General features: G+C 35.9%; 27 protein-coding genes and 3 tRNA genes. 15 read left to right on the top strand and 15 right to left on the bottom strand.

Annotated features, from left to right (window positions below):
• Positions 1–2 precede the first annotated feature (2 nt).
• From CRS_RS03915 to CRS_RS03935, 5 genes are all read left to right on the top strand, one after another.
• Positions 3–2,594, top strand: a complete 2,592-nt coding sequence (locus tag CRS_RS03915; protein ID WP_142722789.1) for a DNA gyrase/topoisomerase IV subunit A — start codon at positions 3–5, stop codon at positions 2,592–2,594.
• Between the two features lie 43 nt (positions 2,595–2,637).
• Complete coding sequence (locus CRS_RS03920) at positions 2,638–3,279, top strand: rhomboid family intramembrane serine protease (protein ID WP_142722790.1); 642 nt, start codon at positions 2,638–2,640, stop codon at positions 3,277–3,279.
• Positions 3,280–3,310: 31 nt separating this feature from the next.
• Positions 3,311–4,399 carry an AraC family transcriptional regulator gene (locus tag CRS_RS03925; RefSeq protein ID WP_142722791.1) on the top strand — a complete coding sequence of 363 codons (1,089 nt, stop codon included), beginning with the start codon at positions 3,311–3,313 and terminating at the stop codon, positions 4,397–4,399.
• A 158-nt stretch (positions 4,400–4,557) separates the two neighbouring features.
• Positions 4,558–5,343: an SDR family oxidoreductase gene (locus tag CRS_RS03930; RefSeq protein ID WP_142722792.1), complete on the top strand. Its 786-nt coding sequence runs from the start codon at positions 4,558–4,560 to the stop codon at positions 5,341–5,343.
• Positions 5,340–6,308 (top strand): NAD-dependent epimerase/dehydratase family protein, encoded by a 969-nt coding sequence (locus CRS_RS03935; RefSeq protein ID WP_142722793.1) that lies wholly within the window; start codon positions 5,340–5,342, stop codon positions 6,306–6,308. Before CRS_RS03930 ends, CRS_RS03935 begins: the two co-directional genes overlap by 4 nt.
• Positions 6,309–6,361: 53 nt before the next feature.
• Here CRS_RS03935 and CRS_RS03940 read toward each other — a convergent pair whose 3' ends face one another.
• The 8 genes from CRS_RS03940 to CRS_RS03975 form a co-directional block, all read right to left on the bottom strand.
• Complete coding sequence (locus CRS_RS03940; RefSeq protein ID WP_142722794.1) at positions 6,362–7,903, bottom strand: hypothetical protein; 1,542 nt, start codon at positions 7,901–7,903, stop codon at positions 6,362–6,364.
• 8 nt (positions 7,904–7,911) lie between these two features.
• Positions 7,912–8,484, bottom strand: a complete 573-nt coding sequence (locus CRS_RS03945; protein WP_142722795.1) for a hypothetical protein — start codon at positions 8,482–8,484, stop codon at positions 7,912–7,914.
• A 521-nt stretch (positions 8,485–9,005) separates the two neighbouring features.
• Positions 9,006–9,365, bottom strand: coding sequence for a DUF4180 domain-containing protein (locus CRS_RS03950; RefSeq protein ID WP_142722796.1), 360 nt, complete (start codon positions 9,363–9,365; stop codon positions 9,006–9,008).
• 1 nt (position 9,366) lies between these two features.
• Positions 9,367–10,389 carry a serine hydrolase gene (locus CRS_RS03955; protein WP_142722797.1) on the bottom strand — a complete coding sequence of 341 codons (1,023 nt, stop codon included), beginning with the start codon at positions 10,387–10,389 and terminating at the stop codon, positions 9,367–9,369.
• Between the two features lie 28 nt (positions 10,390–10,417).
• Positions 10,418–11,266, bottom strand: coding sequence for a peptide chain release factor N(5)-glutamine methyltransferase (gene prmC, locus CRS_RS03960; RefSeq protein WP_142722798.1), 849 nt, complete (start codon positions 11,264–11,266; stop codon positions 10,418–10,420).
• Positions 11,267–12,025 (bottom strand): peroxide stress protein YaaA, encoded by a 759-nt coding sequence (gene yaaA / locus CRS_RS03965; protein ID WP_142722799.1) that lies wholly within the window; start codon positions 12,023–12,025, stop codon positions 11,267–11,269. It abuts the gene before it with no gap.
• A 5-nt stretch (positions 12,026–12,030) separates the two neighbouring features.
• Positions 12,031–12,747, bottom strand: coding sequence for a CPBP family intramembrane glutamic endopeptidase (locus CRS_RS03970; protein ID WP_142722800.1), 717 nt, complete (start codon positions 12,745–12,747; stop codon positions 12,031–12,033).
• 31 nt (positions 12,748–12,778) lie between these two features.
• Complete coding sequence (locus tag CRS_RS03975; RefSeq protein ID WP_142722801.1) at positions 12,779–13,390, bottom strand: L-threonylcarbamoyladenylate synthase; 612 nt, start codon at positions 13,388–13,390, stop codon at positions 12,779–12,781.
• Positions 13,391–13,491: 101 nt separating this feature from the next.
• Here CRS_RS03975 and CRS_RS03980 point away from each other — a divergent pair.
• The 3 genes from CRS_RS03980 (at position 13,492) to CRS_RS03990 (ending at position 13,786) form a co-directional block, all read left to right on the top strand.
• A tRNA-Met gene (locus CRS_RS03980) sits at positions 13,492–13,564 on the top strand.
• A 38-nt stretch (positions 13,565–13,602) separates the two neighbouring features.
• Positions 13,603–13,675, top strand: a tRNA-Met gene (locus tag CRS_RS03985).
• A gap of 38 nt (positions 13,676–13,713) precedes the next feature.
• A tRNA-Met gene (locus CRS_RS03990) sits at positions 13,714–13,786 on the top strand.
• 139 nt (positions 13,787–13,925) lie between these two features.
• On the opposite strand, the gene CRS_RS03995 is transcribed toward CRS_RS03990, so the two are convergent.
• The 4 genes from CRS_RS03995 to CRS_RS04010 form a co-directional block, all read right to left on the bottom strand.
• Entirely contained in the window at positions 13,926–14,255 is a 330-nt protein-coding gene (locus tag CRS_RS03995; protein WP_142722802.1) for a hypothetical protein, read from the bottom strand.
• A gap of 30 nt (positions 14,256–14,285) precedes the next feature.
• Positions 14,286–15,116: a GLPGLI family protein gene (locus tag CRS_RS04000; protein WP_142722804.1), complete on the bottom strand. Its 831-nt coding sequence runs from the start codon at positions 15,114–15,116 to the stop codon at positions 14,286–14,288.
• Between the two features lie 124 nt (positions 15,117–15,240).
• A complete protein-coding gene (locus CRS_RS04005; RefSeq protein WP_142722806.1) occupies positions 15,241–15,492 on the bottom strand; it encodes an Ada metal-binding domain-containing protein in 252 nt (83 codons plus the stop codon).
• Positions 15,493–15,512: 20 nt separating this feature from the next.
• Positions 15,513–16,226 (bottom strand): 2OG-Fe(II) oxygenase, encoded by a 714-nt coding sequence (locus tag CRS_RS04010; protein WP_172616998.1) that lies wholly within the window; start codon positions 16,224–16,226, stop codon positions 15,513–15,515.
• 187 nt (positions 16,227–16,413) lie between these two features.
• Here CRS_RS04010 and CRS_RS04015 point away from each other — a divergent pair, with 187 nt between their 5' ends.
• Positions 16,414–16,869: a GNAT family N-acetyltransferase gene (locus CRS_RS04015; RefSeq protein ID WP_142722807.1), complete on the top strand. Its 456-nt coding sequence runs from the start codon at positions 16,414–16,416 to the stop codon at positions 16,867–16,869.
• A gap of 278 nt (positions 16,870–17,147) precedes the next feature.
• On the opposite strand, the gene CRS_RS04020 is transcribed toward CRS_RS04015, so the two are convergent.
• On the bottom strand, positions 17,148–17,729 hold the full coding sequence (locus CRS_RS04020; RefSeq protein ID WP_142722808.1) for a hypothetical protein: 582 nt from the start codon (positions 17,727–17,729) through the stop codon (positions 17,148–17,150).
• A gap of 335 nt (positions 17,730–18,064) precedes the next feature.
• Between CRS_RS04020 and CRS_RS04025 the strand changes: the two genes are divergently transcribed.
• The 5 genes from CRS_RS04025 (at position 18,065) to CRS_RS04045 (ending at position 22,878) form a co-directional block, all read left to right on the top strand.
• A complete protein-coding gene (locus CRS_RS04025; RefSeq protein WP_142722809.1) occupies positions 18,065–18,430 on the top strand; it encodes a BlaI/MecI/CopY family transcriptional regulator in 366 nt (121 codons plus the stop codon).
• Positions 18,431–18,435: 5 nt separating this feature from the next.
• Complete coding sequence (locus CRS_RS04030) at positions 18,436–20,319, top strand: M56 family metallopeptidase (protein WP_142722810.1); 1,884 nt, start codon at positions 18,436–18,438, stop codon at positions 20,317–20,319.
• 56 nt (positions 20,320–20,375) lie between these two features.
• The gene (locus CRS_RS04035) at positions 20,376–21,278 is read left to right on the top strand and encodes a GLPGLI family protein (RefSeq protein WP_142722811.1); all 903 of its coding nucleotides are present in this window, start codon (positions 20,376–20,378) and stop codon (positions 21,276–21,278) included.
• Positions 21,279–21,422: 144 nt separating this feature from the next.
• Positions 21,423–21,989, top strand: a complete 567-nt coding sequence (locus tag CRS_RS04040; RefSeq protein WP_142722812.1) for a sugar O-acetyltransferase — start codon at positions 21,423–21,425, stop codon at positions 21,987–21,989.
• A gap of 22 nt (positions 21,990–22,011) precedes the next feature.
• Complete coding sequence (locus CRS_RS04045; protein ID WP_142722813.1) at positions 22,012–22,878, top strand: GLPGLI family protein; 867 nt, start codon at positions 22,012–22,014, stop codon at positions 22,876–22,878.
• Positions 22,879–22,924: 46 nt separating this feature from the next.
• On the opposite strand, the gene CRS_RS04050 is transcribed toward CRS_RS04045, so the two are convergent.
• Together CRS_RS04050 and fsa are read right to left on the bottom strand one after the other, a co-directional pair.
• Positions 22,925–23,917, bottom strand: coding sequence for a serine hydrolase (locus tag CRS_RS04050; protein WP_142722814.1), 993 nt, complete (start codon positions 23,915–23,917; stop codon positions 22,925–22,927).
• A 130-nt stretch (positions 23,918–24,047) separates the two neighbouring features.
• Positions 24,048–24,701, bottom strand: a complete 654-nt coding sequence (fsa, locus tag CRS_RS04055) for a fructose-6-phosphate aldolase (protein ID WP_089692379.1) — start codon at positions 24,699–24,701, stop codon at positions 24,048–24,050.
• Positions 24,702–24,926: 225 nt separating this feature from the next.
• On the opposite strand from fsa, the gene CRS_RS04060 reads away from it, so the two are divergent.
• Positions 24,927–25,415, top strand: a complete 489-nt coding sequence (locus tag CRS_RS04060) for a YdeI/OmpD-associated family protein (protein ID WP_142722815.1) — start codon at positions 24,927–24,929, stop codon at positions 25,413–25,415.
• Positions 25,416–25,494: the final 79 nt, after the last annotated feature.

Below are 25,494 nucleotides of genomic sequence, written 5' to 3' on the forward strand. Positions count from 1 at the left end.
AGATGACGACAGAAGAATATTCGCATGAGGGTGAAAGCTTGAAAAAAGTTTCCGGTTTGTATAAAGACTGGTTTCTGGATTATGCTTCCTATGTAATTTTGGATAGAGCTATCCCTTCGGTATATGACGGTTTGAAACCCGTTCAGCGGAGAATTATGCACTCTATGCGGGAACTGGAAGACGGCCGCTACAATAAGGTGGCCAATATCGTGGGAAATACCATGAAATATCATCCGCATGGAGATGCTTCCATTACAGATGCCATGGTACAGATCGGGCAGAAAGAACTGTTGATAGATACTCAGGGAAACTGGGGTAATATTTATACCGGAGACTCGGCTGCTGCGGCAAGATATATTGAAGCAAGGCTGACTCCTTTTGCCCTGGAAGTAGTCTTTAATCCTAAAACGACAGAATGGACAAAGTCTTATGACGGGAGAAACAATGAACCTGTTGATCTGCCGGTAAAATTCCCTCTGCTTCTTGCACAAGGAGTAGAAGGTATCGGAGTAGGTCTGTCCACTAAAATTCTTCCGCATAACTTCAATGAGCTCATCAACGCATCTGTAGCGTATTTAAAAGGTAAGAAATTTGAACTGTATCCGGACTTCCTAACAGCAGGCTATCTGGATGTTTCAGAATATAATGACGGACATAGAGGCGGAAAAGTAAGAGCCAGAGCAAAAATTACCCAGACGGATAAGCATACTTTGGTTATTTCTGAACTTCCTTACTCCAAAACAACAACCGATCTTATTGACTCTATTTTAAAAGCCAATGAGAAAGGAAAGATCAAAATTAAAAAGATTGAGGACAATACTTCAGATAAAGTAGAAATTCTGATCCATATTCATAATGATGTTTCTCCGGATAAGACCATTGATGCACTGTATGCATTTACCGATTGCCAGGTGACAATCTCTCCAAATGCCTGTGTGATTGTAGGAGATAAACCTATGTTCATGAATGTTTCTGAAATTCTGAAAATGAATACGGATCATACAGTATCATTGCTTAAGAAAGAGCTGGAAATTGAACTCCATGAACTTCAGGAAAGCTGGCATTTCTCCTCATTGGAAAGAATTTTCATTGAGAACAGAATCTACCATGATATTGAAGAGGTGAAAACCTGGGAAGAGGTACTGAAGACCATTGATGCCGGATTAAAACCCCACACCAAACATCTTTTAAGAGCGGTTACAGAAGATGATATCTTAAAACTTACCGAGATCAGAATCAAAAGAATTTCAAGATTTGATTTAGATAAATTTAAAGAAAATATTGCAGCTCTGGAAGGCAAAATAGAACAGGTGAAATACAACCTTGCCAATCTGATCGCCTATGCTATTGATTATTATTTAAATATTCAGAAAAAATACGGAAAAGATAAGCAGAGAAAAACTGAGCTTAGGATCTTTGACACCATTGATGCTACAAAAGTAGCTGTAGCTAACGAAAAATTCTATGCAAATTTTGAAGAAGGCTTCATTGGTACATCCCTGAAGAAAGATCAATATCTGTTTGACTGTTCTGATATTGATGATATTATCACATTCAGAAAAGACGGAAGTATGAAAGTGGTAAAAGTGGAAGCCAAAACCTTCATCGGAAAAGATATCCTGCATGTTGCCGTATGGAAGAAAAACGATAAAAGAACAGTATATAATATGATCTACCGTGAAGGGAGAGAAGGGCCATATTATATGAAACGTTTCTCCGTAACAGGAGTGACCAGGAATACAGATTATCCTTTAGCTTCAGATAAAAAAGGTTCGGAAACCCTTTATTTTTCGGCAAATCCTAATGGAGAAGCAGAAACGGTAACCGTACTTTTAAAACCTAATCCAAGAATCAGAAAGAACAAAATGGAGATCAACTTTTCTGATCTTGCCATCAAAGGGCGCGATTCCAAAGGAAATCTGGTGACAAAATATGCTGTGAAGAAAGTAGATATGAAAGAGGAAGGGGTTTCTACCCTCGCTCCAAGAAAGATCTGGTTTGATGATACTGTAAGAAGGCTGAATGCAGATGCAAGAGGTACGCTGCTGGGAAGTTTCAAAGGAGATGACAAAATCCTTACAATCAACACCAATGGCGAAGTAAAGCTGGTTTCATTTGATCTTGGCAACCGTTTTGATGATGAGTATCTGGTATTGGAAAAATGGAAACCTGAACAGCCGATTACCTGTATCTATTACGATGGAGAAAAGGATATTTACTTCATCAAGAGATTTTTACTGGAAAATACAGTGAATGTACAGACTTTCATGCCCTCTGAGCATCCTAAATCATTTATTGAAAATGTGATTGTTGCCAACGATGCCACTGCTGAAATTATTTTCGCAAAAGATAAAGGAAAAGAACGCGAACCGGAAACTGTAAATATTGATGAATTCATAGCGGTAAAAGGAATAAAAGCCATTGGAAACCAGTTTACCAAATTCAAAGTAAAAGCAATCAATATTACGGTTCCAGAACCCGTGGAAGAAGAACCGGAGGTTTATGAAGATCCAGAACCTGCAGGAGATCCAGATGAAGACGGTGGAATTATTGGTGATCTGTTTCAGGAGGACGGAAGTAATGAGAATGAATAGAGCATAATGCCTTTTCATAGATAACATAAAAAACAGACAGACGATGGATATAATTGTTTTAATTATCATTGCAGCCACATGTATCTTTAGCTATATGGGGTTTAACAATACAGCATTATTTGAAAAATATAAATTTAATGTTGGGGCCATTGCTAACCGTAAAGAGTATATAAGGCTTATCAGTTCAGCATTTTTACATGCCGACTTTATGCACTTGTTTTTTAATATGCTTTCCCTGTATTTTTTCCAGGAAGTAGTCATTAATTTCTTTGGTGAAACAGGATTTTTGATTCTTTATTTCGGATCCATGATCCTTGGGAATTTATTCAGTCTGCAGATCTATAAAAACCAACCCTGGTATTCAGCAATTGGGGCTTCAGGGGCTGTTTCGGGAATTATTTTTGCTTCTATAGCAATGGCGCCGAATGAGATCAGTGTGAATTTCCTTCCGGGATGGCTATTTGGAACTTTATATTTCGGATACTCCGTTTATATGATGCTGAATCCAAAACAATGGGATAACCTGGGCCATGCGGCACACCTTGGAGGTGCTTTTTTCGGACTTGTTTATTCTATTGCAATGCATCCGCAGCAAGCGATGAACAATATGGTGTTTTTAGGAATTATGTCGCTTCCGTTAATTTATTTAGGATATGAAATTTTTGTAAGGAAGCGAATAGGATAAAAGACTATTTTTAAATAAAATATCAAAACCAATGAACACATCAGAGTTAAACAGTTTCATCGTGATACTTATCTATGGTTCATTGGTTTTGCTTTCTCTGCTGAAGCTGGCCAATCCTTTAAAAGTAAACCGTAAAGCCAATTTCTGGTTCGGAATATTCCTTTTTTTGTGGTCTACCTTCTGGCTGGATGAGGTTCTGTTTCTGGTAACAGGCTCAGCAGTGGACTTCCATTCCCTTTTTTGGGTAAGATGTATTCAGTTTTTCACACCGATTGTTTTCTACTTCAGTGTACTGTTCTATACAAATCCTTCCTTTACTTTTAAAATCACGGATGTAAAATTTTTGTTGCTTCCCGCAGCATTTCTGCTTTGTCTTATATTGATCAGACTGGGTTATAAAGCACCGTTTGAATCTCTGAGCATTATTTTGATCCTGATTCAGGCACTCTTTTATACGGCTCTTTCTTATGTTACGATCAGAAAGCACCAGAAGAAGATTCAGCAGTTTTCTTCCAATACGGAAGGCATCAATCTGAACTGGCTGGAGTTTATCATTCTGGTAATGCTTATTGTGAACATTATCTACATCATTTACAACCGTTTTTATGATCCCAAATCACTCAATTTCTTTATCAATAGCGTTTTTTTATTGGTTATTTATTGTGTAGGATACTATTCTCTGAAGCAGGAAGAGATCTATCCGTTAGAAGAAAAACAGAGAGAGGAGCTTATCTCTATCAGTGAAGATAACGGTGCTGAAGAAGTAAAAAGAAAGCTGATTTCTGATGAAGAGTTGCTGAAGATTAAATTATCACTGGAAAAAATAATGGAAATACAGAAACCCTATCTTGACAGTGAACTGAATCTGATTAAGCTGGCAGAGATGCTCTCAGTTTCTACCCACCATTTGTCGTATGTCATCAATACAGGTTTTGAAAAGAATTTCTTCCAGTATGTGAATGAGTTCAGAGTAGAGTATGCCAAAAAACTTCTGAAAGAACCCAACAGTAAATTATCTATTCTTGGAATTGCTTACGAGTCCGGATTCAACTCCAAAACCTCATTTAATACCACCTTTAAAAAAATGACAGGACAGACTCCTTCTGAGTTCAAAAAATAAGTTCCGGTTTATAATTTTTTACTTTTTTTATTTGTAATATTTTGATTGTCAAATTTTTAAATATATACATTCTCTGTATTGAAAATCAGTTCTTTCAGATAATACAGAACATTTGAGGGTGTTTTTCATGATAGCTTTGTACCGTAAAATTTACATTTATGGATACTAAAGAATCATATGCTGTTGTTACAGGAGCAAGCCAGGGACTTGGCAAAGCATTCGCAGAGCATCTGGCCAGGAAAAAAATTAATGTTGTTCTTGTAAGTCTTCCGGATCAGAACCTCCGGGAGCTTTCCAAAGTATTGGAGCAGGAGTATGAAATAAAAGCCCGTTATTATGAAACCGACCTTTCTATTCATGAGAATGTCATGAAACTGACAGAGTGGCTTAACAGATCTTTTAATATCTATATCCTGATCAACAATGCAGGACTCGGTGGGACTAAAAAATTCACAGAGGCATCTTCTGACTATATTAATACCATTTTGCAGGTTAATGTTGCGGCCACTTCTTTGATTACCCATCAGCTTCTCCCCAATCTTTTAAAGCAGCCGGAAGCCTATATTCTGAACGTTTCAAGCATGGCAGCTTTCTCTCCGATAGGTTTCAAAACAGTATATCCTGCCTCCAAAACTTTTATTCATTCATTTTCAAGAGGATTGTATGAGGAATTGAAACATACCAATGTTTTTGTAAGCGTTGTCAATCCGGGTGCTATGAAAACCAATACGGATGTTTGTAGAAGAATAGAAAAACAGGGATTTATGGGGAGACTTACACTTTTGAACCCTGATAAAGTTGCATCATACTGTATTCGTCAATTGTTTAAAAAAGATTCCGTAATTATGGTGAACCCAATAAGCTGGCTGATAATGAAAATTTTACCGATATGGATAAAACTGCCATTGATGACCCAGGCTATAAAAAGAGAAATTGAAGCATGAAAAATGTGTGTATAACCGGAGCAACAGGGCTCCTGGGAACTAATCTTATTATTAAATTATTACAAAATGGTTATTCTGTTACTGCTCTGGTGCGTAAGAAAAGTACATGGACGGGTGAAGAAAATGAAAATCTTAAGCTCATAGAAGCCGACATTTCATCCGGTATCTCAACATTACTTACTGATATTGACTGCTTTATTCATGTTGCGGCAGAAACGCGCCAGAATCTTATCAATTATAATGATTACCAAAAGATAAATTATGAAACAACAGTAAATCTTTATCATCAGGCGGAGTTGGCAGGAGTACAGAAGTTTGTGTTTGTAAGCACGGCCAATACCTTAGGATTTGGAAATACCGCATTCTGGGGAAGTGAAAAAGCACCACAGATATATCCTTTCACCCATTCCTGGTATGCGCAAAGTAAGCTGGCTGCTGAAGATTATCTTTTAAAAAACTTAAAAAATACTGAGGTTATCATTGTAAATCCAACTTTTATGATCGGAGCTTATGACACCAAACCAAGCTCAGGGAAAATTATCTTTCGGGCCTGGAAAAAGAAACTGATTTTCTATCCGAAAGGAGGAAAGAATTTTGTGCATGTGGAAGATGTTACAACCGGAATATTGAATGCCATTGAAAAAGGGAGAAATGGTGAAAAATATCTTTTAGCTAATGAAAATATGAGCTACAGGGATTTTTTTAAGAAGATAAACAGAATTACCCGCCAAAAACCGATTATGATGCCCATTCCCAATATCATTCTAAACTTACTTGGATGGGTGGGTGACGGCATGAGAAAGCTGAAAATAAAGACCAGCCTCAGTACAGCCAATATGAAAGCACTGCAGGTCTGTAATTATTATAATAACCGGAAATCGGTAGAAGAACTTGAAGTTCAGTACCAGCCTGTTGATAAAGCAATCGAAGATGCTGTCCGGTATTTTATTAAAAACGGTAAGTAGTATCAATACTGCAAGAACGATAAAACCAGCTGATAGCAGCTGGTTTTATCAATTTATCTTGTTATATTCTGAGTAACATTCTTATTGGATATCACGCAGGCTTTGCTGCAGTTGTTTGTACTGGAAATATTAACCTGTATCAGTGCGGGCAATGATCTGTATTCTTCCTTATTGTAAGGAGCTTCAGTACCATTTCTTCCACCGCCTTTAATATCGTATTGTATCTGGGCCACTCCGGTAAAACCGTTTGCAGGTTTGAAAGCAAGCTTTCCGGTTGAGTAGGAATAAGTCCATGTTCCTTGATTGTTCGTATAGACACCGCCTGTTATATTCGGAATCACCGTTCCATTATTATCTAAAAAACGGAATGAATTAAAATCAAGATTGTTATAAGAAAGTGCAGGTGGATTCTGACCGTTTGCTGAAGAATACGCTGCATCATTCAGTAAAGGGGAAAAAGTGGATTTTATCCCCGGACAACCTGCAAACAGATCATCAGTTACCTCAGCTGCATAAGGTCTTGTAACCCCTAAGTTTTTTAATAGATGTATATTTCTGGCCGCTCCGGTAGAGGCCGCAAAACCGATCCTGAAAGTAGCAGGCGGCGAAGTGTCCAGTGTTCTCACGGTAGTGTTGGATAGAGTAGTCTCAGTATATTTCAGAGATGTTGGGTAATAATAATTATCAATCACTTTATCTTTCACAGTTCCATGCTGTATTTCCAGGGTTATATTGTAACCACCGGCAGGATTGGGGACCAATGTCACATATGCTTTACGGAACCTTGCATCATTTTCATTCTGGGGAATCGTAGTTCCGCCGCTTTCAATACTGAATTGCTGAAGGGTGGGGTTTTTAATGCCTACATATTTTCCTGTTGCGGTATCCAGATATGCAGATCTGTTACTGCTGGATGGCGCTGCATTGGTGGCAATACTATACAGTAATGGGTAGCCGTTGTATCCGGCAGGTTCGGCAGAAGAGAGATATTGATTTCCACGTTTAGCCCTTAAAGAAACATTGCTCCTTCCATCTGCTAGTGTTACACCAAAGATTCCGTTTCTAACCCTTTCACTCTGTTTAAAGCTTGTTTTAAAATTTCCGAATTCATCCAGCCCTATCCCCAGATAGGCACCTCTCAGTCCTTCTGTGGATTCGCCACCACGTACAAAGCTATATCCTAATCCTCCGCCAAAGTATCCAAGATTAAGCTGTTGTTTAGGAATAGATCCATCTACTAAAAATATGGAGATTCCATCTCCACCATTAGTATTTCCACCATAAATGGCAAATTCAAATTCAAACTTGATTCCCTGATCACTTTTGAATATTTTATCGGCCAGGATGACACCTCCTGAAATATTATTCACACTTCGGGTTAATCTCAGTCCGTCCGTAGTAAAAGTTGCGTCATTCTGCACACCGCTGGTAGCCACTTTATAAGCTTCCTGAGGCTGCAATCCCTGTGTGAAATTGACAAAATACGGGTATCCGGTTCCCTGTTCATTCTGTGCGTGAACATTCCGGCTGAAAATAAATAAGGAAAGAACAAACAAAAACCTTTTATACTGTACGATTGAGGTACTTTTTATCATAACTCAAATTATTTAACCACAAAAACAATATTAATAAAAGAACAGTCTGTAGCGGCTGCTTTCACATCGTATGTCATTACTCCGTCATCAGAAATGGAAATATTACTGAATACATTGGGGTCAGCATCCGTTACATAATAATAAAGATCTTTACTTGACGGGAAAAACGGAATTGAGGCTGGAGCGCTGGTACTTTTTGCTTTTGGGGATCCAAACTGATTTTTATACAGAGTATACAGATCTTTAGTCCGGCCATTAGCTGTTGTGGAAGTATCGAAGGAGACACTTGGCATATAGAACATTTTTACAGCATTGCTACTGATACATAGCCAATCAGGTTTGGCAGGGGTTCCAATATTCTGGCTTACGCATTTCTTATCAGTATCATAGATAAGAAGTGAGTTGGCCGGATTGGAAATAGCATCTCTTTTGGCTGTAGTGAGTCTTGGTATCAGGACTCCTTTACTTTGACTATAAACATCAAGAGCTGCGCTGTTATCAGGGGTAGGTGTATTTATCCCTACTTGTGCAAATGAAAATGAACTTACCAAAACAATTGGTAGAAATAATTTTTTAATCATAATGAGTTTAATAATTTTTATCTGTGTGTTTATGTTTTTTGTGCTGTGTTTTTTTAAAATGACTTCCAGTCAGCTTCATTCCTGCCAAATGAGAAATATTATTTCCGGAAATTCACTGGAATAATGATGGTACTGCTGTAACGGCATGATGGTTTCTCAGGTCCAAAAGCCAGTGACAGATATAACAAGCATGCCTCAAAAAGAGCACTCTGTCTTATCTGAAAGTGTCAAAGTAAATTGAGTTAGGCTGTCTGTTATAGTGAATAGATGCCAGTAAGTAAGTGAAATTCATAATCCTTTGTGTTTCTGCAAATATATGAATAAAACACTGGAAATCCTGTTTTTACGAGGATGTTTTTGAATTTAACATTATTTATTAGTTAAATTAATTTTTTTAATTTAAAATTTTGACAATATAATAATATATATAAAATTTTTTTAATATGTATAATATAGCAAATAGAAAGGTGAATTAAAGAAAATAGTGTTTATTCGAGGGATACAAAAGAAGCGCAAAGTAATTACTGAGAAATTTTTTCCAAAGCATCTTCCAGGGATTCAACAAAATTCACATGTTTTGTTTTATTACTTTCAAAAATAAAATCTCTCATACTCTTGCTTTCATATTTGCTGAAATTGCCTATAATGGCTAAACCTATACGATAGTTTGAGAATTTCTGGAGAATTTCTCCAGCCATTTTTGTTTTTAAATCAAAGAACTCATGAGAAATATTTTTCTCATGAAGGATGACTTTATCATATCCCTGATAATATATATTTCCCATCAGGTCTAATCCATCCTGTGCAGACTGGATGATCACATCATCAGATATAATTTCTGCAATTTTTGTATTATTGATTTCGTGAGATTGAATAATCATTTTATTGGATCGTTTTTTTTATATCATGTAAAAAATTACCTAATGGAAATGCATCCCCCTGATTGGTAAGAGCTATAATGCAGCTGTTATTTTTCAGGTCTCTCCAGAATAAAGCTTTGAAACCATTCAGTCCTCCTGTATGCATAACCGATTTCTCTCCACTTTCATTCTCTAAGAACCACGCAAACCCATAATTTGATGTCTGTCCGCTGGTCAATTGAAAAGGAGAATACATCATAATGGTATTTTCTTTATTAATTAAAGTATAGTTTCGTAACGCCTGATCAAATTTATAAAGATCTTCAGGAGTAGAGTATATTCCACCATCACCGGTTGTCAGAATGGAATAATCATCAGGTTTTTTCTGCTTATTATATCCTGAAGCTCTATTCTGAATAACGGTATTGGATTCATACACATAGGTATTATTCATTTTTAGAGGAGTGATAATCTGCTCACGGATAAAATCCGGATAAGATTTCCCGGATACCTTTTCGATAATCTGAGCAAGAATAATATATCCACTGTTGCTATACTTAAACTGACTGTCGGGAATGAAATCAAGATTTTTCAGATTAAACAGCCAATTTATTACATCCTGATTTGTTAATCCCTTTTTCGAAAACAAATTCTCATAGTCTCTGATTCCGGAAGTATGGTGTAAAAGCTGTCTGACCGTAACGTTTTCAGCATACTCAGGAAGGTTAACAAACATAGAAGCTTTATCATCGAGTTTCAACAATCCCTTTTGTTCTGAAATTAAAATTGCTATAGCCGTAAATGACTTACTGAGCGATGCGATATAAAATGAAGTATTTTTATCTGCTTTAAGCCCTTTTTCAATGTTACGGAATCCCAGAGTAGTATCACATACCATCTGACCATTTTTCACAATCAGAACGGAACCGTTGAATTCTCCTTGACTGTAATATTTATTCACAACATCCTGTGGATACTGTTTGCAGGATACAAGTTGTACAATCAGTGAAACAGCGGTGAGAATATTCCATATCAGAGTTTTCATAGGTTTATGTGTATGGAAGCAAAATTACTTATTTCCTCCCATAAATAAACCGGTCATTTTCAGATAAATCCTTCAATAATTGAGCATCAGAGAAATACTGATACAGTTCCAGGGTTTCGGACCCCAGTTTCTGATTGATTTCTAAAAAAAGCAACCCTCCGTCTTTCAGATGCTTTTTGGAGTCTTCCGCAATTTTTCTGTAAAAAATCAAAGCATCAGCAGTAGGGGAGAAAAGAGCCATTTTAGGTTCAAATTCTTTCACTGAATCTGCAATTTCAACCTCTTCTTCGATTCCGATGTATGGAGGATTTGAAATGATGATATCATAGTTTTCTGTGAGTTCATTATTGAGATAATCTGCATGGATGAAATTGATATCCAACTGATGGTGCTCTGCATTTTTTTTTGCAGTACTCAAGGCTTTTTCAGAAAAATCAACAGATGAAACATGGGCTTCCGGAAAGTATTTTTTTAAAACCAAAGGAATCACCCCGCTCCCGGTTCCAATGTCTAAAATTTTTAATCCCTGAACTTTAATCCCTGAACTTCTGATCTCTCTGATAGCAATCTCCAATAGTTCTTCCGTTTCAGGACGAGGGATCAATACATTCTCATCCACAAAAAACTTCATTCCATAAAATTCTGTTTCGCCCAGGATTTGCTGGTAAGGTTTTCCGGATTTGAGTTCTGATACAAGATGACGAAGTTTTTCTTCATCATCAGTCAGAAGTTCCTGATTGGCAGATCTTCTTTGTTGAAAATTATCAAAACCGACTATCTGATGAATGAACAAAGACGATAAAAACATACTTTCCGACTCTGTATAAAGCCTGGAAAGTTCTGCTTTGAAATATTTTTTAAAGGCTGAAATTGTCATTTATCTTGTAAAAACCAGTTTTGTATCCGTGGATTTCTCTTCATCAATTCTATACCCTTCATAGTTGAAGGCTTTTACATCCTCCAGAGTTTTGGCGTTGGTTTCTGCACAGAATCTTACCACAAGGCCTCTTGCGTGTTTGGTGTAAACCACAATGGTCTTTAACTTTCCATCTTTCAACTCGTAAAAATCAAAATCAATCACTTTGTGGTTCAGCTTTTTTCTGTCAACTACTTTTCCGTATTCATTGCTGGCAAGATGAAGAAGAATTTCTCCTTTTTTCATTTCGGAATTCAGCTGTTCTGTGATCTTTTCTCTCCAGAATTCATAAAGGTTTTTGTATTGTTCAAATTCAAAAGGGCGTCCCATTTCAAGCCTGTACAACATTACTTTATCCGAAGGTTTCAGTAAACCGTAAAGCCCGGAAAGGATTCTGTAGTTTTTCTGAAGGTAATCTACAGCATTTTTATCCAGTGTTTTGGCATCCAGCCCTCTGTAAACCTCTCCTGTAAAAGCAAACATGGCCGGAGCAGATTCTTTTGCAGTAGGCTTGGATTTCCATTTTTGATTTCTTTCCCAGTTTTCATCCGCCAGTTTAGCTGATATTTCCATCAGTTCGGAAAGATATTTTGGAGACTTCTCTTTTAAATAAGTTTGTATATAGGCTGCATCTTCAATGAATTTCGGGGTAGTGGTTCTCAACAGGTCTGTTGAATTTTCTACGTTCATCAGTTTTGCAGGGGATGTTATAATTTTCATAATGTTTAAAATACAGATAATTGTTTAATATCAATAAAATTCATGGCCATCAGGGAAATAAAGTCAATCATAAAATGACAGATGATCAGAATTTTAATATTGGAATACAGTTTATAAAACATAGCAAAAGCAACTCCAATAAAGAAAGGAATGACCACCTGGCTTATAGTGCCATAAGTACTGTGAAGGATCCCAAACAGAATAGCCGATACCAATATTCCCGCAAGCGGACTGTTGTAAATTCGTTCAATTCTGGGCTGTATATAGCCACGCATAAGAAATTCTTCTACAGTACCTGCCGTAAAGGATGTAAAAATAATTAAAAAATAATCATTTTTAAAAATGAAGTTAAGTTCCAAAAGTTTATCACTTACTTTTTCCTGAATCAAAAGCTGTATCATCACATTCAGAACAGCTCCTCCAATACAGCAGATGAGGTATAAGTAAAAGATTGTTTTTATATAGAATGCTATGGGATAAGGGCTCTCTTTTTTTAATAAAAATGACTCTTTTTCTACAAAAAGACTGTATAGAAATATCAGAAGAAAAACTCCCCAGATCGCAACCCTGGTGAGAAAAAAATTGTCTCTGGTAATTCCTTTTGTTCCTGTTATTATGCTGACAGCAGGAAAAGCATACAGCATCACAGAAGCTAAAAGCACAAAAGTGAGTAAAATTCCTACAGAATACTTCCCCATAAACCCCATAATCCAATCTCTCAAATATAAGCTTAAGCCTGAACCTTAATCAGAATTAAATAATACCTTTTCCCTGACGGATAACTTCCGGTTCTCCTGAGGTAAGATCTACAATAGTTGACGCTACATTATCTCCATATCCTGAATCAATAACAATATCTACCAAGTGATCATATTTTTCAGCAATAAGTTCAGGATCGGTAGAATATTCAATGATTTCGTCATCGTCTCTGATGGAAGTGGAAGCAATAGGGTGTCCTAATTTTTCAACAATCAGCTGTGGAATCGGGTGGTCTGGAACACGGATACCAATTGTTTTATGACCTTTATATGCTAAAGGCAGACTTTTATTAGCTTCAAGAATGAACGTAAAGGGCCCTGGAAGATGACTTTTCAGAAACCTGAAAACTGAAGTTTCAATAGGTCTTGTAAAGTCAGAAAGATGGCTTAGATCATTACATATAATGGAGAATTTTGATTTCTCAAGCTTTGTTTTTTTGAGCTGCGCCAGTTTTTCCATGGCTTTGATGTCAAAAATATTACAGCCTAAAGCATAAATGGTATCAGAAGGATAGATGATCAGTCCGCCATTATTTAATGTTTTAATAACCTCATTCACAAGATTTTCCTGTGGGTTGTCCGGATAAATTTTTAATATTTTTGCCATAAAACAAAGATACAAATAATAAAATAGTTTTCATAAAAGTCCTTTATTTAAAAGAAAAATTAGGATTTTTAAAAAATATTCGTACCTTTGCAATCCAATATCGCGGGATGGAGCAGTAGGTAGCTCGTCGGGCTCATAACCCGAAGGTCATCGGTTCGAGTCCGGTTCCCGCTACTAAGTAGTGCTTTCGGTAGGCACTCTAAAAAATACACCGCGGGATGGAGCAGTAGGTAGCTCGTCGGGCTCATAACCCGAAGGTCATCGGTTCGAGTCCGGTTCCCGCTACTAAGCAAGTGCTTTCGGTAAGCACTCTAAAAATACACCGCGGGATGGAGCAGTAGGTAGCTCGTCGGGCTCATAACCCGAAGGTCATCGGTTCGAGTCCGGTTCCCGCTACTAAAACGAGAAATCGGTATGACTTATTGTTATACCGATTTTTTTATGTTTGTTGTTTTATGAGTGATCTACTATTTGATATTTGAAAATAGCGGAAAGTAAATAAAAAACGCCTTCAATCGAAGGCGTTTCTATAAGATTATAAACCGAATTCAGCTTTATACTTACAGCCTTGTGATACACCGCTATTTACAGCATTCGCTAAGTCATCAATAAATCCTTGATTTCCAGCTTCATTAGGGAATTCACTTGCAAAAGTTACTGTCATATGGCCTCCTCCACAAGGTAAATCGAACTCTACAGTGTAATACCCTTTAAAAAGTTTAGTAACTCTAACATTTTGAACATTGGTTATTTGTTCAATTTTTGTGAAAGTTTCTTTTTTACTGGCAAAGCTGTTTACTTCAAATGTGTTTGCAAATGTTAATGAAGCAGTTAATAATGCTCCAAATAAAAATAATTTTTTCATGGTTAAAAATTTATATTAAAAAAGTTTTTATTAGTCTAAAAATACATTCTGAGAGCTCAATTCATCCTTTCTTCTTTTGGTATAGTCTGTTCCTCTATCATCTTTAATAATGATATCATCTCCTAATGAATTGATATTGGGATTTTCATAATAGGTCTTACGTGCCTTTAAAAATTCCTCCTTCGATTTTAATTTTATGATGCGTCCTAATGATAAAGGTTCGATAATTTCGGAGGACTGTCTTATTTCAGAAGCATTGATTTCTATGGTATTGTTTTTATTATACAATTTTATAATTAAACCGGGTAATCCTTTAAATCTGAAGGGGCCTTCTGAAAATGGATATTGCTGAGTATACCATGCAAAAAAAATGTCGCCAGTGTCTGTTGTGGTTTGAGCCAGATTACATTTCATTCCATCAATTGTTTTGGTGTCTTTCAACAATTCCCATTTGAGTTGGGGTTCTTCAAATGAATAATTATATTTGCTTACTGGCAGTGTTGCGGTAATTGTACTTCCATTTCTATAAACATTTCCTCTTACTTTTGGATATGCTGGAAGAGAACCTAAGTCAATTTTATTTCCTGACATTTCTCTTGTTTTCTTATATAAATAGTCATAATATTTTTTTGCATCAGGACTATAGTAAAGAGATTCGTTTTCATTACATAATAAAGTTACTTCGGCATAAGAAGCATTGTTTTTTTTTGTACTGTCGGGAATGAATTTCATACTGTAGCGAACTTCCAGTTTAGCTGCCGTCTGAGCAGAAAGTAAAATAAAGCTTAGAGTAAATCCAATTGAGAATATAGCTTTCTTAATCATGAATAAGTTGATGTCGGTATGGTTATTATGGTGCAATGATACAAATTTTTTAATATTATATATACTTAAAATACCTGATTTTTATAATTTTTTTATTATGTTAACTTATCTGCCAAGGGTGACATTTGATATATATATTGAAAAATTATCAATTTGATTTTTAATTACAGTAATTGTGCTTTTTCCAATTTTTATACGCTTCTTTCATACAGTGGCCACAAGGACGGAATTTATTTTGCAAAGCTTCCTTTTCATTGGTGAAGAAAATTCTGTTTTCTTTTTTCATTCTTTTTCCTGATTTACAGTTTAACAATCCGTAAATCTTGAGTTTTTTATTGCCTCCAAAACATATTTCCATGCTGCGGATTTTACTTCTTAAATTTTCAGGTGATATGTGGGAATGTAGGATCATAGTAGATGATAATCTGCCCATTAACTTATAGCGTCGTGAAAAATAATTCCCAACGCATACCTGTTTCCTTCTCTGATTTCACTTACACCGTGTTTCATATTGACTCTGTAATAGCCTTTGGTCCCTTTTTCCGGTTTAAATTGAGTAGTGAAAATAAGGACATCTCCCTTTTTAGGCTTTAAAACAATAGCTTTTGACTGTGACCGCGGAATCTGTTGGGTAAGTACAAATTCCCCACCTGTAAAATCTTTCTCAGGTTCACTGAGCATGAGTACAATTTGAATAGGAAAGTACATCTCTCCATATAAATCCTGATGCAGCGTATTAAATCCGCTTTTTCCATATTTCAGAATTAAAACAGTGGCTTTCTGCTGTCCGTTAGCATGGCACTGATGTAAAAATTCCTGATGATCTAGAGGAAATTGAGTATCAATATGTAAGGCATTGAACCAGGAATTGGCAATAGAAGCCAGATAAGGGTAAATGGTTGTTCTGATGGTTTGAATAATTTCAGGTAATGGGTAGGTAAAATATTTATATTCTCCCAGTCCGAAACGATGTCTGGCCATAACTACTGTTTTGCGGTAAAGAACAGAATGGTCATAGCTGGCCTTCAATGCTTCACATTCATCTTCAGATAGCAGATCAGGAATGAGGGCATATCCGTTTTGATGCATTGTTTCTGTAATGTCTTGCCAGTCTGTATTTTTTATTTTATGAACAATATTTTTCACGGGTTACATTTTATTCTGCAAAAATCTGAAGTTGTTCAGGACGATACAATCCGAAACATGCGGTATTTATTGTATGATATAAGAAAGATCAGAAACCTGTCTGGCCTATGGATTTAATATTATTCTGGATGATATGAGTGGTCATGGTTAAGGCTACTTTTGCGCTGTTAATAAAAAATATATAACAATGAATTACATTATTAAAAAGGCAAGCCTTGAGGATCTTGATGAAACAGCTGAATTATTCAATCTTTACCGTGTTTTTTACAGACAGGAATCAGATGTTGAAAAAGGAAAAGTTTTTCTCAGAGAACGCTTTTTGAACAGTGAATCTGATATTTTTCTTGCAGTGACAGATGGAAAAGCAGTGGGATTTGTTCAGCTTTATAAGTTATTTCATTATACTAAGCTGCAAAAACAATGGCTGTTAAGCGATTTGTTTGTTCATCCTGATTATAGAGGAAAAGGGCTTTCTGTTGCATTGATTGATCGCAGCAAGCAATGGTGCGAGGAAACAGGAGCGTGCGGACTCATGCTTGAAACAGAAAAGACCAATAATATCGGAAACACATTATATCCACGCTGTGGATTCGAATTTGATGGAATGCATAATTACTATCATTGGTGGAAACAGGGGAAGTAGTATTACTTCTACAGTAGTGAGCGTTTAATTCTACAGGCATTCTTCTGCCAATAAAGGTCTTACTCCTATTTTTGTAAAGCTCTTACAGATCATGGGTAGGACAGTTGATCTGTAGAGTGTATGCAAAAAAATCTCTGCCTAATTTTCTACTTTTTCCCCAAGGGTTTTATGATTAGTACCACAAAACTGCTTTTTCTGGCAGAGATTTTTTGCTTTTTCGAACAAAAAAGAGAACCGTAATTACAGTTCTCTTTTTTTATTTTATAAAACGCCAGATCTTATTGAGCCAGCTGGCCATAAGGAGCCAGCTTGTTGTCGTCAGACATGGTCTGTCCCAAAAATTCTCTTTTCTGATCAGCTTTCATTCTTCCTGCCGCATCATTGGCATTAAAGTAAGCTTCGTTTAATTTTGTAGCGATATCAGCTGGTTTAAAATCAAATTTAGTATCACCATCTACGCCTAAGTATCCGTTCTTTCTTGTAAGGTTGGTAATATAATTGTTATAATTGATCATAGTACCTCTAAACATATTGTTATGGTATTCCATACATTTTTTAGCTTTTTTAGAGGAATTGTTCAGGATACAGTTTTTCATATTGTTTCTATATAAGAACCACTCAGATTCTAAAGTGCCGTATTCTTTACCTAAAGCAATCTTTCCGTTATTCACAATATTATTATCTCCTTCTTTAGTTGCAATCGTCTGAAGATGTTGGATAACCAATGGAACGGTAGCTTCGATTTTTGATTTTGTATCTTTTAGTATGCTAAGATCAGCAGCAGGAGAACCCTTCTTTTGTGCTGTAGTAACGTTAAAAATAAGCAGTAATAGTACAATCAATAAATTATATCTTTTCATGAGAAATTTTTAAAGCACTAAAATAAATATAATTTCCCGGTTAAAACAAATTCATTTTAATTTTATTTAATAAAATTTAACAAGTTTTAAGAATTTATCCCTGAAATGACTCTTTTTCTGTGGATTAAACAGTTAATATTTTCTCTCCTTTAAAAAATTAATATATTTTATGTATTTTTATTTTATTGATTTTCAGAGTGTTGTATTTTTGTGCGAGTTTATCACTAAAAAAATAGTTGTTTGATTCAAATTTATTTCTACATTTGTATAACTAATTTCTTAGTGATATAGAATTGGATGACTTTATATCACGATAATTGATAAATGAACAGGATATGAAAATTCAGACTTTAACAAAAGCAGAAGAGCAGGTAATGCAGTATGTATGGAAAATAGAAAAAGGATTCCTGAAGGATGTTCTTGATCTTTTTCCGGATCCTAAACCGCATACCAATACGGTCTCTACCATTTTAAAAGTATTGAAAGACAAAGAATTTGTGGACTATCGTGTACACGGAAGGCAACATGAGTATTTTCCACTTGTTTCAAAAGAACAGTACTCCGGGAAGACCATGAAAAGCCTTGTGAAAAATTATTTTAAAGGCTCTTACAAAAGTGCCGTTTCATTTCTGGTAGAAAAAAATGAAATGACGGTAGAAGACCTTGAGATGTTATTGGATGAACTCAAAAAGAAAGACTAATACCTATGGAAGCAATACTTTTATACTTTGGGAAAACAATTTTATGTTCGGGTGTAACATTCTTGTACTATCAGTTGTCTTTAAAAGACAAGACATTCCATCATTATAACAGATTTTATCTGTTGGCTGCAATCGTGATATCACTGCTGCTGCCACTCATCAGAGTAGACGATTTTACGATAGAGGTAAATAATGATATGTATATGCTTCTTGACAAGATTCAGAATTTTAACACACACAAAAACATAGACAATGGTAACCTTTATTTTAACCTTATTTTTTCAGCTCTGGGACTGGTTTCTCTCTATTTTTTAGGGAAGCTGATCTATGGAATTTTCAAAATCCAGCAGTTTAAAAAAGAGTTTCAGAAAGAAAGTTTTGACGGGATCAACTTTTACCGTACAGATCTTAGCGAAGCCCCGTTTTCATACTTTAAGAATCTTTTCTGGAAGAATGCTATTACCCTGCATTCTGATATAGGAAAACAGATTTTAAAGCATGAGATGGTACATATTGAGCAGAAACATTCCTTTGATAAGATTTTTATCGAGATTATTACTTCTGTTTTCTGGTTCAATCCGTTTTTTCATATCATCAAAAAAGAAATTAGTCTCATCCACGAGTACCTGGCTGATAAAAAAGCCGTACAGCAATCGGACACCAAAGCATTTGCGCAGATGCTTTTAGCAAGCCACTTTTCCGGAACACAGTTGCCTGCTGCCAGTCCGTTTCTAAGTTCAAACCTTAAAAAAAGACTTAAAATGTTACAAAAACCAAAAACCAAGTTCGGATATGCGCGAAGAATTCTTGCATTGCCGGTGTTATTTACCGTAGCTTTTGCTTATCTGGTAAATGCAAAGAACAGAGAAATTGAAGAAACCAATCTTTCCATAAAAAAAGCAGTTTCAGAAATCAAAAAAGATACGGTAAGACCTGAAAAATCTGTTCAGGGAAATATTACAGGATTAAAATCTGTATCACCGGAAGATCATACAAAATTGACCGAGCTTGAAAAAAAGATAAAAGAAAAAGAGAAGGAGCTGGATGGATTGGATCCGGAAAGTGATGCCTTCAGTGATAAAATTGAAGAAATAAGTAACCTGGCATCAGAGATAGGAGAGATGGCTTCCAAAGTTGAAGTTGATGAATATTTCAATTCCGCTGAATGGAAAAATCAAATGAAGGAACTTGAAAATATGGATCCTCTTGATAAGAAAGCACTTCGTAAAATAGAAAGAGCGGCTAAAAAAGCGGGAAGAGCAGCTGAAAGAGCTGTAAAACACATCGTTCCCCCCACAGCACCTAATGCACCAGCTGAACCTCAGGCTCCAAAAGCTCCGAAAGTAGTTTATTTTAAAAACAATAATACGGTCTACTATAAAGATCTTAGTTCTAAAGAAAAAGAAGAAGTACGTAAAGCAATGGCAGAAGCAAAAAATGCTATGAAAGAAGCAGCAAAAGCCAGAATGGAAGGAGAGAAAGCAAGAATAGAGGGAGACAAAGCGAGAATTGAAGCAGATAAAATCAGGTTTGATGCGGATAGAATAAGAACAGACGTTGAAAAAGCCCGTGTGGAAGCAGAAAAAAGATCAATCAGCTTTAGAGATGGTACTTTTATTAAAGTAACCAACGCCTCACCTGATGTAATTGTAATGAATGCTGATTTCATTAAAAAGGATGGCAACGGAAATATTGCCATGAATGGAGTCAAAAAGTTCAGAATAAGTGGTAATGACGATGTGAAATATAAGTACTATATTGACGGGAAAGAAGCTTCCAGGGATGATGTAAATTCATTAGACAACAATAATATATCAAGAGTCAATGTCAATACTCAGAAAAAAGGAGATTTTAAACAGGGAGAAATAAGAATTGAGACAAAGAAATAAAGTTCCATCAGGCTTTGTCAGTTTCAGATTGACAAAGCCTTTTTTAATCATACATTATGAAAAGCAAAATTCTATTTTTTATATTTCTGGGCGTGCTGACCAGTGCACAGGTCAACAGGTTTTTTTATGAATATAAGTTTATTCCGGATTCCAATAATAAAACAGATGTAAAGACTGAAATGATGATGCTTGATATCGATAAAAACGGATCAAGTTACTATAGCCGTGATAAATTTGTAGCCGATTCTATAGGAAAAGCCGAACTTGAAAAACAGTTGAAAGCAGGCAGCGGAAATATCAGTGTCAACAAAAGAGAGAGGCCGGGACAGGTTTCCTATAAAGTAACCAAGCAATACCCGGATTTTAAAACTTATCTCTTCAGAAGCATTTCTACAGATAAGTATAAAATAAAAGAAGATCAGAAACCGGAATGGAAAATATTGCCTGAGAAACAAAAAATAGGAGCGTACCAGGCTCAGAAAGCCACTGCCAGCTTTGGAGGAAGAGAATGGATTGCCTGGTTTACAACAGATCTTCCTTTTCAGGATGGCCCTTATGTTTTTTATGGACTTCCGGGCCTTATCGTAAAAATTGAGGACACCACCGGATCTCACATAATGACGATAATAGGTAATAAAACAATTAATACTCCGGCCGCTGACTCGGAAATGCAGGTGCCTGATCATGTAAAGGTACTGGGAATAGGCGGAAAAGAGCTGGAAGTAACAAAAGATCAGTTCAAAAAAGTATGGAAGGCTTATGTAAATGATCCTGCAAAGAATATGAGAGAAATGTTGATGAAGAATAGTGATGGCAATACCAAATTTAGTTTTAAGCTGAGAACGGGAGACGGCAAAGAAATCTCAGATCCCAATCAGGTACTGAGGGAAATAGAAAAAAATACTAAAGAAGCCCTTAAAAAAGATAATAATCCGATCGAACCGGATCTGGTGAACTAAAATTATTATATTTTCTACTGTAAACAGAATAGCAGACATTTGTTATTCTGTTTTTTATTTTCAAGATTTAGATGATGAATATCAATTAAGATCATTGTTGCAAATTTCTTATCTTTCAATAGTCAATAATCAATGTTATATCTCATGACAGAAAAGGAAAAATGTGCAGCCGGACTTTTATATAATGCCAATTACGATAAGGAGCTCATTCAGGAACGTATTGCATGTAAAGATCTGTGCCAGGAATATAATGGGTTGAAAAACTCAGATATAAAAAACAGATACAGACTACTCAAGCAGATTATGGGCAGTGTCCAGGAAAATATTTGTATCGAACCCAATTTCTGGTGCGATTACGGATATAATATAAAAGTAGGAGAGAACTTCTATGCCAATCATAATCTTGTTATTTTAGACTGTGCTGCTGTCGAGTTCGGAGATAATGTTTTTATCGGGCCTAACTGCAGCTTTTATACAGCAGGCCATCCATTGGATACAAAACAAAGAAATGAAGGACTGGAGTATGCACATCCTATAAAAGTAGGTGATAATGTCTGGTTAGGAGGAAATGTGGTTGTACTACCGGGTATTTCTATTGGAAATAACTCGGTGATAGGGGCGGGAAGTGTTGTTACTAAAAATATTCCTGATAATGTAGTGGCTGTGGGAAATCCGTGTAGGGTTGTTAAAGCAATAGTAAAAGAAAACTAAATAATTTTTCAACTGATAATCTATGAAAAAAATAATTATTGCATTCAGTCTGCTATTGACTCTGGCAGTCAATGCTCAGAATCAAAGATTTATTTATGAGTATAGATACAGTATTGATTCAACTGCTAAAGACAAACCCGAAACTGAAATAATGTTTCTGGATGTTGTTTCCAAAGGATCCAGGTTTTACAGTAAAGATATTTTTGAGTCTGATTCACTGATGACTGCATCTATGGAAAAGCAGCTGCAGGCAGGAAATGGAGAAATCAACTTTTCCGGTATAAAATTTAAAGGTAAGGTGGTTCATAGTGTTGAAAAAACCTATCCTGATTATTCGGTACGTTTTTTTAACAATTTGTCAGCGGATGAATATATGGTACAGGATGAAAGAAAACAGGACTGGAAAATTCTTCCTGATAAAGAAAAAACAGGAGGCTTTTCTGCCCAAAAAGCAGTATGTTCTTTTGCGGGTAGAAAATGGACTGCATGGTTTACTACGGATCTTCCTATTCAGGATGGCCCTTATAAGTTCTCAGGACTTCCCGGGTTGATTGTAAAGATTGAAGACGCTTCTCATACCCATTCATTTGAATTAAAAGGAATTAAAAAACTTCCAGCCGGATATGAGTGGAAGAGCACTAAAGAAAAAGAAAGATTCAATGCACTTGTTACTGTAACTGAAGCAAAATACCGAAAAGCCTTCAAAGAATATCTTGCAGATCCTATGAAAAGTGAAAAACAGATGTTAGCACAGGGAGTTGAAATCCAGGAAATAGATGATTCCGGAAAACTGGTAACTCAAGATAAAGGAAAAAAAGAAAAAGAACTTAAGATGAAAAATGATCTTAAGAAGCAGAACAATATTCTTGAACTGGACCTGCTGAAATGATATTTTACAGGATATCATAAAATGTCTGGATTTCATTTCAGACATTTTATTTTAAAATCTGATCCCAAAGGTCTCTGTGAAATTTTATCATATTGCTGTAACCATTAGGGTTTTCACCCATTCTTAGGATGATAAGATTTTGGCTGGGAATAACATCGAGGATTTGACCGTTTTTGCCCAGTGCACAAAACATATCTTTCGGAGCATCAGGAACGAGCGACTGATTGAAGGGTTGTTCAACTCCGGGAATTTTTATAACATTTTTTCCATTAAGCCACCATAAATAACCGTAAGAAGGATTAAGATCCTGCGAAGAATCTATCATCTGCTTAAAATAATCATCATAAGAGTAATACATTTTGCCGTCAAGTTTCCCTTTATTTAAGATCAGTTTTCCAAATTGTAAAAAGCTTTTTGCGTTACTTGAAAATACAAGTCCATTTTCAAAAGGGATCCATTTTCCTGAAATTTTTGCACCTGAAAGCTTTTCATAAGTATACTGATCGATGCTTTTGTGACTCGCTTTTTCAATCACTTTAGCCAGTTGGGAATACGCTGAGGTATCATAATACCAGAAAGTCCCGGAAATATTTTTAAGCACAAAACAGCTGGCTGACCCGCATTGCTGATCCTGTACATAATCAAGTCCCGAAGTCATAGTGAGAAGGTTTCTGACGGTGATCTTATCTTCATCCTTTTTATCCATTCCTGTCCATCTTCCCAGATATTTTGAAACCGGATCATTGATGCTTAATAAATCCTCCTGCTGGGCAATACCGATCAACACTGCAGTAAGGGATTTTCCGGCTGAAGCCCAATACCAGTTGGCATTTTCGTCAAAAGGCATTTTGTTAATAATTTTTGTTCCGAAATATTTTTCATTAATGATTGCTCCATTCTGAAAAATAATAAAAGCCCGGCTTTTATGTTCAAGGTTAAATTGATTGAGTTGTTCAAGCTTTTCTTTTGAAAAGATAATGTCTTGAGAGAACACAAAAGAAAAACAGAGTAATGCGAACAGAAGAATATTTTTTCTCATGGCTTTTATTTACTATTTGATTCACATGTAATCAGGTAGTTAAATCCGGAAATAATAAGATCTGTATAAAGATAAAAAATCCCGGAACAATGTTCCGGGATTTTGTTATATCTGAGCAAAGGATCAGCTATTATGCCAATTTCTGAGAATCTGCAATAAACTGAGCCAGTCCGCTGTCTGTCAATGGGTGCTTCAATAAGCTCAAGATCGGAGGAAGTGGAGATGTAATAACATCCGCTCCGATTTTAGCACAGTCAATAATATGCATTGAGTGACGGATAGAAGCTGCTAAGATTTCAGTTTCGAACATATAGTTATCAAAAATTAATCTGATTTCCTGGATAAGGTTCAGACCGTCTGTAGAAATATCATCCAGTCTTCCTAAGAATGGGGAAACATAAGTAGCTCCTGCTTTTGCTGCCAAAAGAGCCTGCCCTGGAGAGAAGATCAATGTACAGTTGGTTTTGATTCCTTTATCAGAAAAATATTTTAATGCTTTGATTCCGTCTTTGATCATCGGAATTTTTACAACGATATTTGGGTGAATAGCAGCCAATTCGTCTCCTTCTTTGATCATTTCTTCATACGTTGTAGAAAGAACTTCAGCAGAAATATCTCCGTCTACAAGTTCGCAGATCGTTTTGTAATGGTTTCTGATCGCTTCAGCACCCTGAATACCTTCTTTTGCCATTAATGAAGGGTTGGTTGTTACCCCATCCAAAATTCCAAGATCTCTTGCTTCCTTAATTTGCTCTAAATTAGCTGTGTCAATAAAAAATTTCATTTTGATAAATAGATTTATTGATACAAAGATAGGGAATTAATTGGGTTCTGAAGTATGAATTTTGAGTTACGGAGGTCAGGGGTGAGAGTTTGGGAGTCTGAGAGTTTGAGAGCAGAGAGGGCAGGAAAAAAAATCTATTAATATTAAATCAAACAGTTAACTTTGCTTCTAGCTTCTAGCTTCTAGCTTCTAGCTTCCAGCCTGATCAGTTTAAATTTGCTATCTATGGAAAACAACCGTTTCACAGCCACATTGGAAATCATAGGAATTAATCCGTTTGTATTTGTTCCGGAGGAAATACTGGATACGATTTTTGAAAAATCCGGAAGAAATAAAAGTCCTGTTCCGGTAAAAGGAACCGTGAATGGAAAGGAATTTAAACAGAACCTTATGAAATATCTTGGGGAGTGGAGGCTATATATTAATCTCATCATGCTGAAAAACTCTCCCAAAAGAATAGGAGAAGTCATTGAAGTAGTTCTGGAATATGATAACTCCGACAGAAGTATCTCCATTCATCCGCAATTGGAAAAAGCTATTAAAGAAAGCAGTCTGGCGACAAAGAATTTCGAAAAGCTGATCCCTTCAAGAAGACATGAACTTATACGGTATATTAATAATTTAAAAACAGAAGCAGGGATCCGGAGGAATATTGAGAAAATCATCAGCCATCTCCATGGTGAAACAGATTTTTTTGGAAAGATGATTGAATAGGTAACCGGAAATGTAGAAGTGTAAATTTAAACAGCTGCACAGTATTACTAAATAAAAATGCCGGAAATTTTTCCGGCAT

It is taken from the genome of Chryseobacterium sp. ON_d1 (genome assembly GCF_006829085.1).
In the GTDB taxonomy this organism is placed as follows: Bacteria; Bacteroidota; Bacteroidia; order Flavobacteriales; family Weeksellaceae; genus Chryseobacterium.

Bases quoted from the DNA above. Each gene is read 5' to 3' on its own strand.
- CRS_RS03915 (WP_142722789.1), top strand. From the start codon at position 3: ATGACGACAGAAGAATATTCGCATGAGGGTGAAAGCTTGAAAAAAGTT.
- CRS_RS03920 (WP_142722790.1), top strand. From the start codon at position 2,638: ATGGATATAATTGTTTTAATTATCATTGCAGCCACATGTATCTTTAGC.
- CRS_RS03925 (WP_142722791.1), top strand. From the start codon at position 3,311: ATGAACACATCAGAGTTAAACAGTTTCATCGTGATACTTATCTATGGT.
- CRS_RS03930 (WP_142722792.1), top strand. From the start codon at position 4,558: ATGGATACTAAAGAATCATATGCTGTTGTTACAGGAGCAAGCCAGGGA.
- CRS_RS03935 (WP_142722793.1), top strand. From the start codon at position 5,340: ATGAAAAATGTGTGTATAACCGGAGCAACAGGGCTCCTGGGAACTAAT.
- CRS_RS03940 (WP_142722794.1), bottom strand. From the start codon at position 7,903: ATGATAAAAAGTACCTCAATCGTACAGTATAAAAGGTTTTTGTTTGTT.
- CRS_RS03945 (WP_142722795.1), bottom strand. From the start codon at position 8,484: ATGATTAAAAAATTATTTCTACCAATTGTTTTGGTAAGTTCATTTTCA.
- CRS_RS03950 (WP_142722796.1), bottom strand. From the start codon at position 9,365: ATGATTATTCAATCTCACGAAATCAATAATACAAAAATTGCAGAAATT.
- CRS_RS03955 (WP_142722797.1), bottom strand. From the start codon at position 10,389: ATGAAAACTCTGATATGGAATATTCTCACCGCTGTTTCACTGATTGTA.
- prmC (WP_142722798.1), bottom strand. From the start codon at position 11,266: ATGACAATTTCAGCCTTTAAAAAATATTTCAAAGCAGAACTTTCCAGG.
- yaaA (WP_142722799.1), bottom strand. From the start codon at position 12,025: ATGAAAATTATAACATCCCCTGCAAAACTGATGAACGTAGAAAATTCA.
- CRS_RS03975 (WP_142722801.1), bottom strand. From the start codon at position 13,390: ATGGCAAAAATATTAAAAATTTATCCGGACAACCCACAGGAAAATCTT.
- CRS_RS03995 (WP_142722802.1), bottom strand. From the start codon at position 14,255: ATGAAAAAATTATTTTTATTTGGAGCATTATTAACTGCTTCATTAACA.
- CRS_RS04005 (WP_142722806.1), bottom strand. From the start codon at position 15,492: ATGATCCTACATTCCCACATATCACCTGAAAATTTAAGAAGTAAAATC.
- CRS_RS04015 (WP_142722807.1), top strand. From the start codon at position 16,414: ATGAATTACATTATTAAAAAGGCAAGCCTTGAGGATCTTGATGAAACA.
- CRS_RS04020 (WP_142722808.1), bottom strand. From the start codon at position 17,729: ATGAAAAGATATAATTTATTGATTGTACTATTACTGCTTATTTTTAAC.
- CRS_RS04025 (WP_142722809.1), top strand. From the start codon at position 18,065: ATGAAAATTCAGACTTTAACAAAAGCAGAAGAGCAGGTAATGCAGTAT.
- CRS_RS04030 (WP_142722810.1), top strand. From the start codon at position 18,436: ATGGAAGCAATACTTTTATACTTTGGGAAAACAATTTTATGTTCGGGT.
- CRS_RS04035 (WP_142722811.1), top strand. From the start codon at position 20,376: ATGAAAAGCAAAATTCTATTTTTTATATTTCTGGGCGTGCTGACCAGT.
- CRS_RS04040 (WP_142722812.1), top strand. From the start codon at position 21,423: ATGACAGAAAAGGAAAAATGTGCAGCCGGACTTTTATATAATGCCAAT.
- CRS_RS04045 (WP_142722813.1), top strand. From the start codon at position 22,012: ATGAAAAAAATAATTATTGCATTCAGTCTGCTATTGACTCTGGCAGTC.
- CRS_RS04050 (WP_142722814.1), bottom strand. From the start codon at position 23,917: ATGAGAAAAAATATTCTTCTGTTCGCATTACTCTGTTTTTCTTTTGTG.
- fsa (WP_089692379.1), bottom strand. From the start codon at position 24,701: ATGAAATTTTTTATTGACACAGCTAATTTAGAGCAAATTAAGGAAGCA.
- CRS_RS04060 (WP_142722815.1), top strand. From the start codon at position 24,927: ATGGAAAACAACCGTTTCACAGCCACATTGGAAATCATAGGAATTAAT.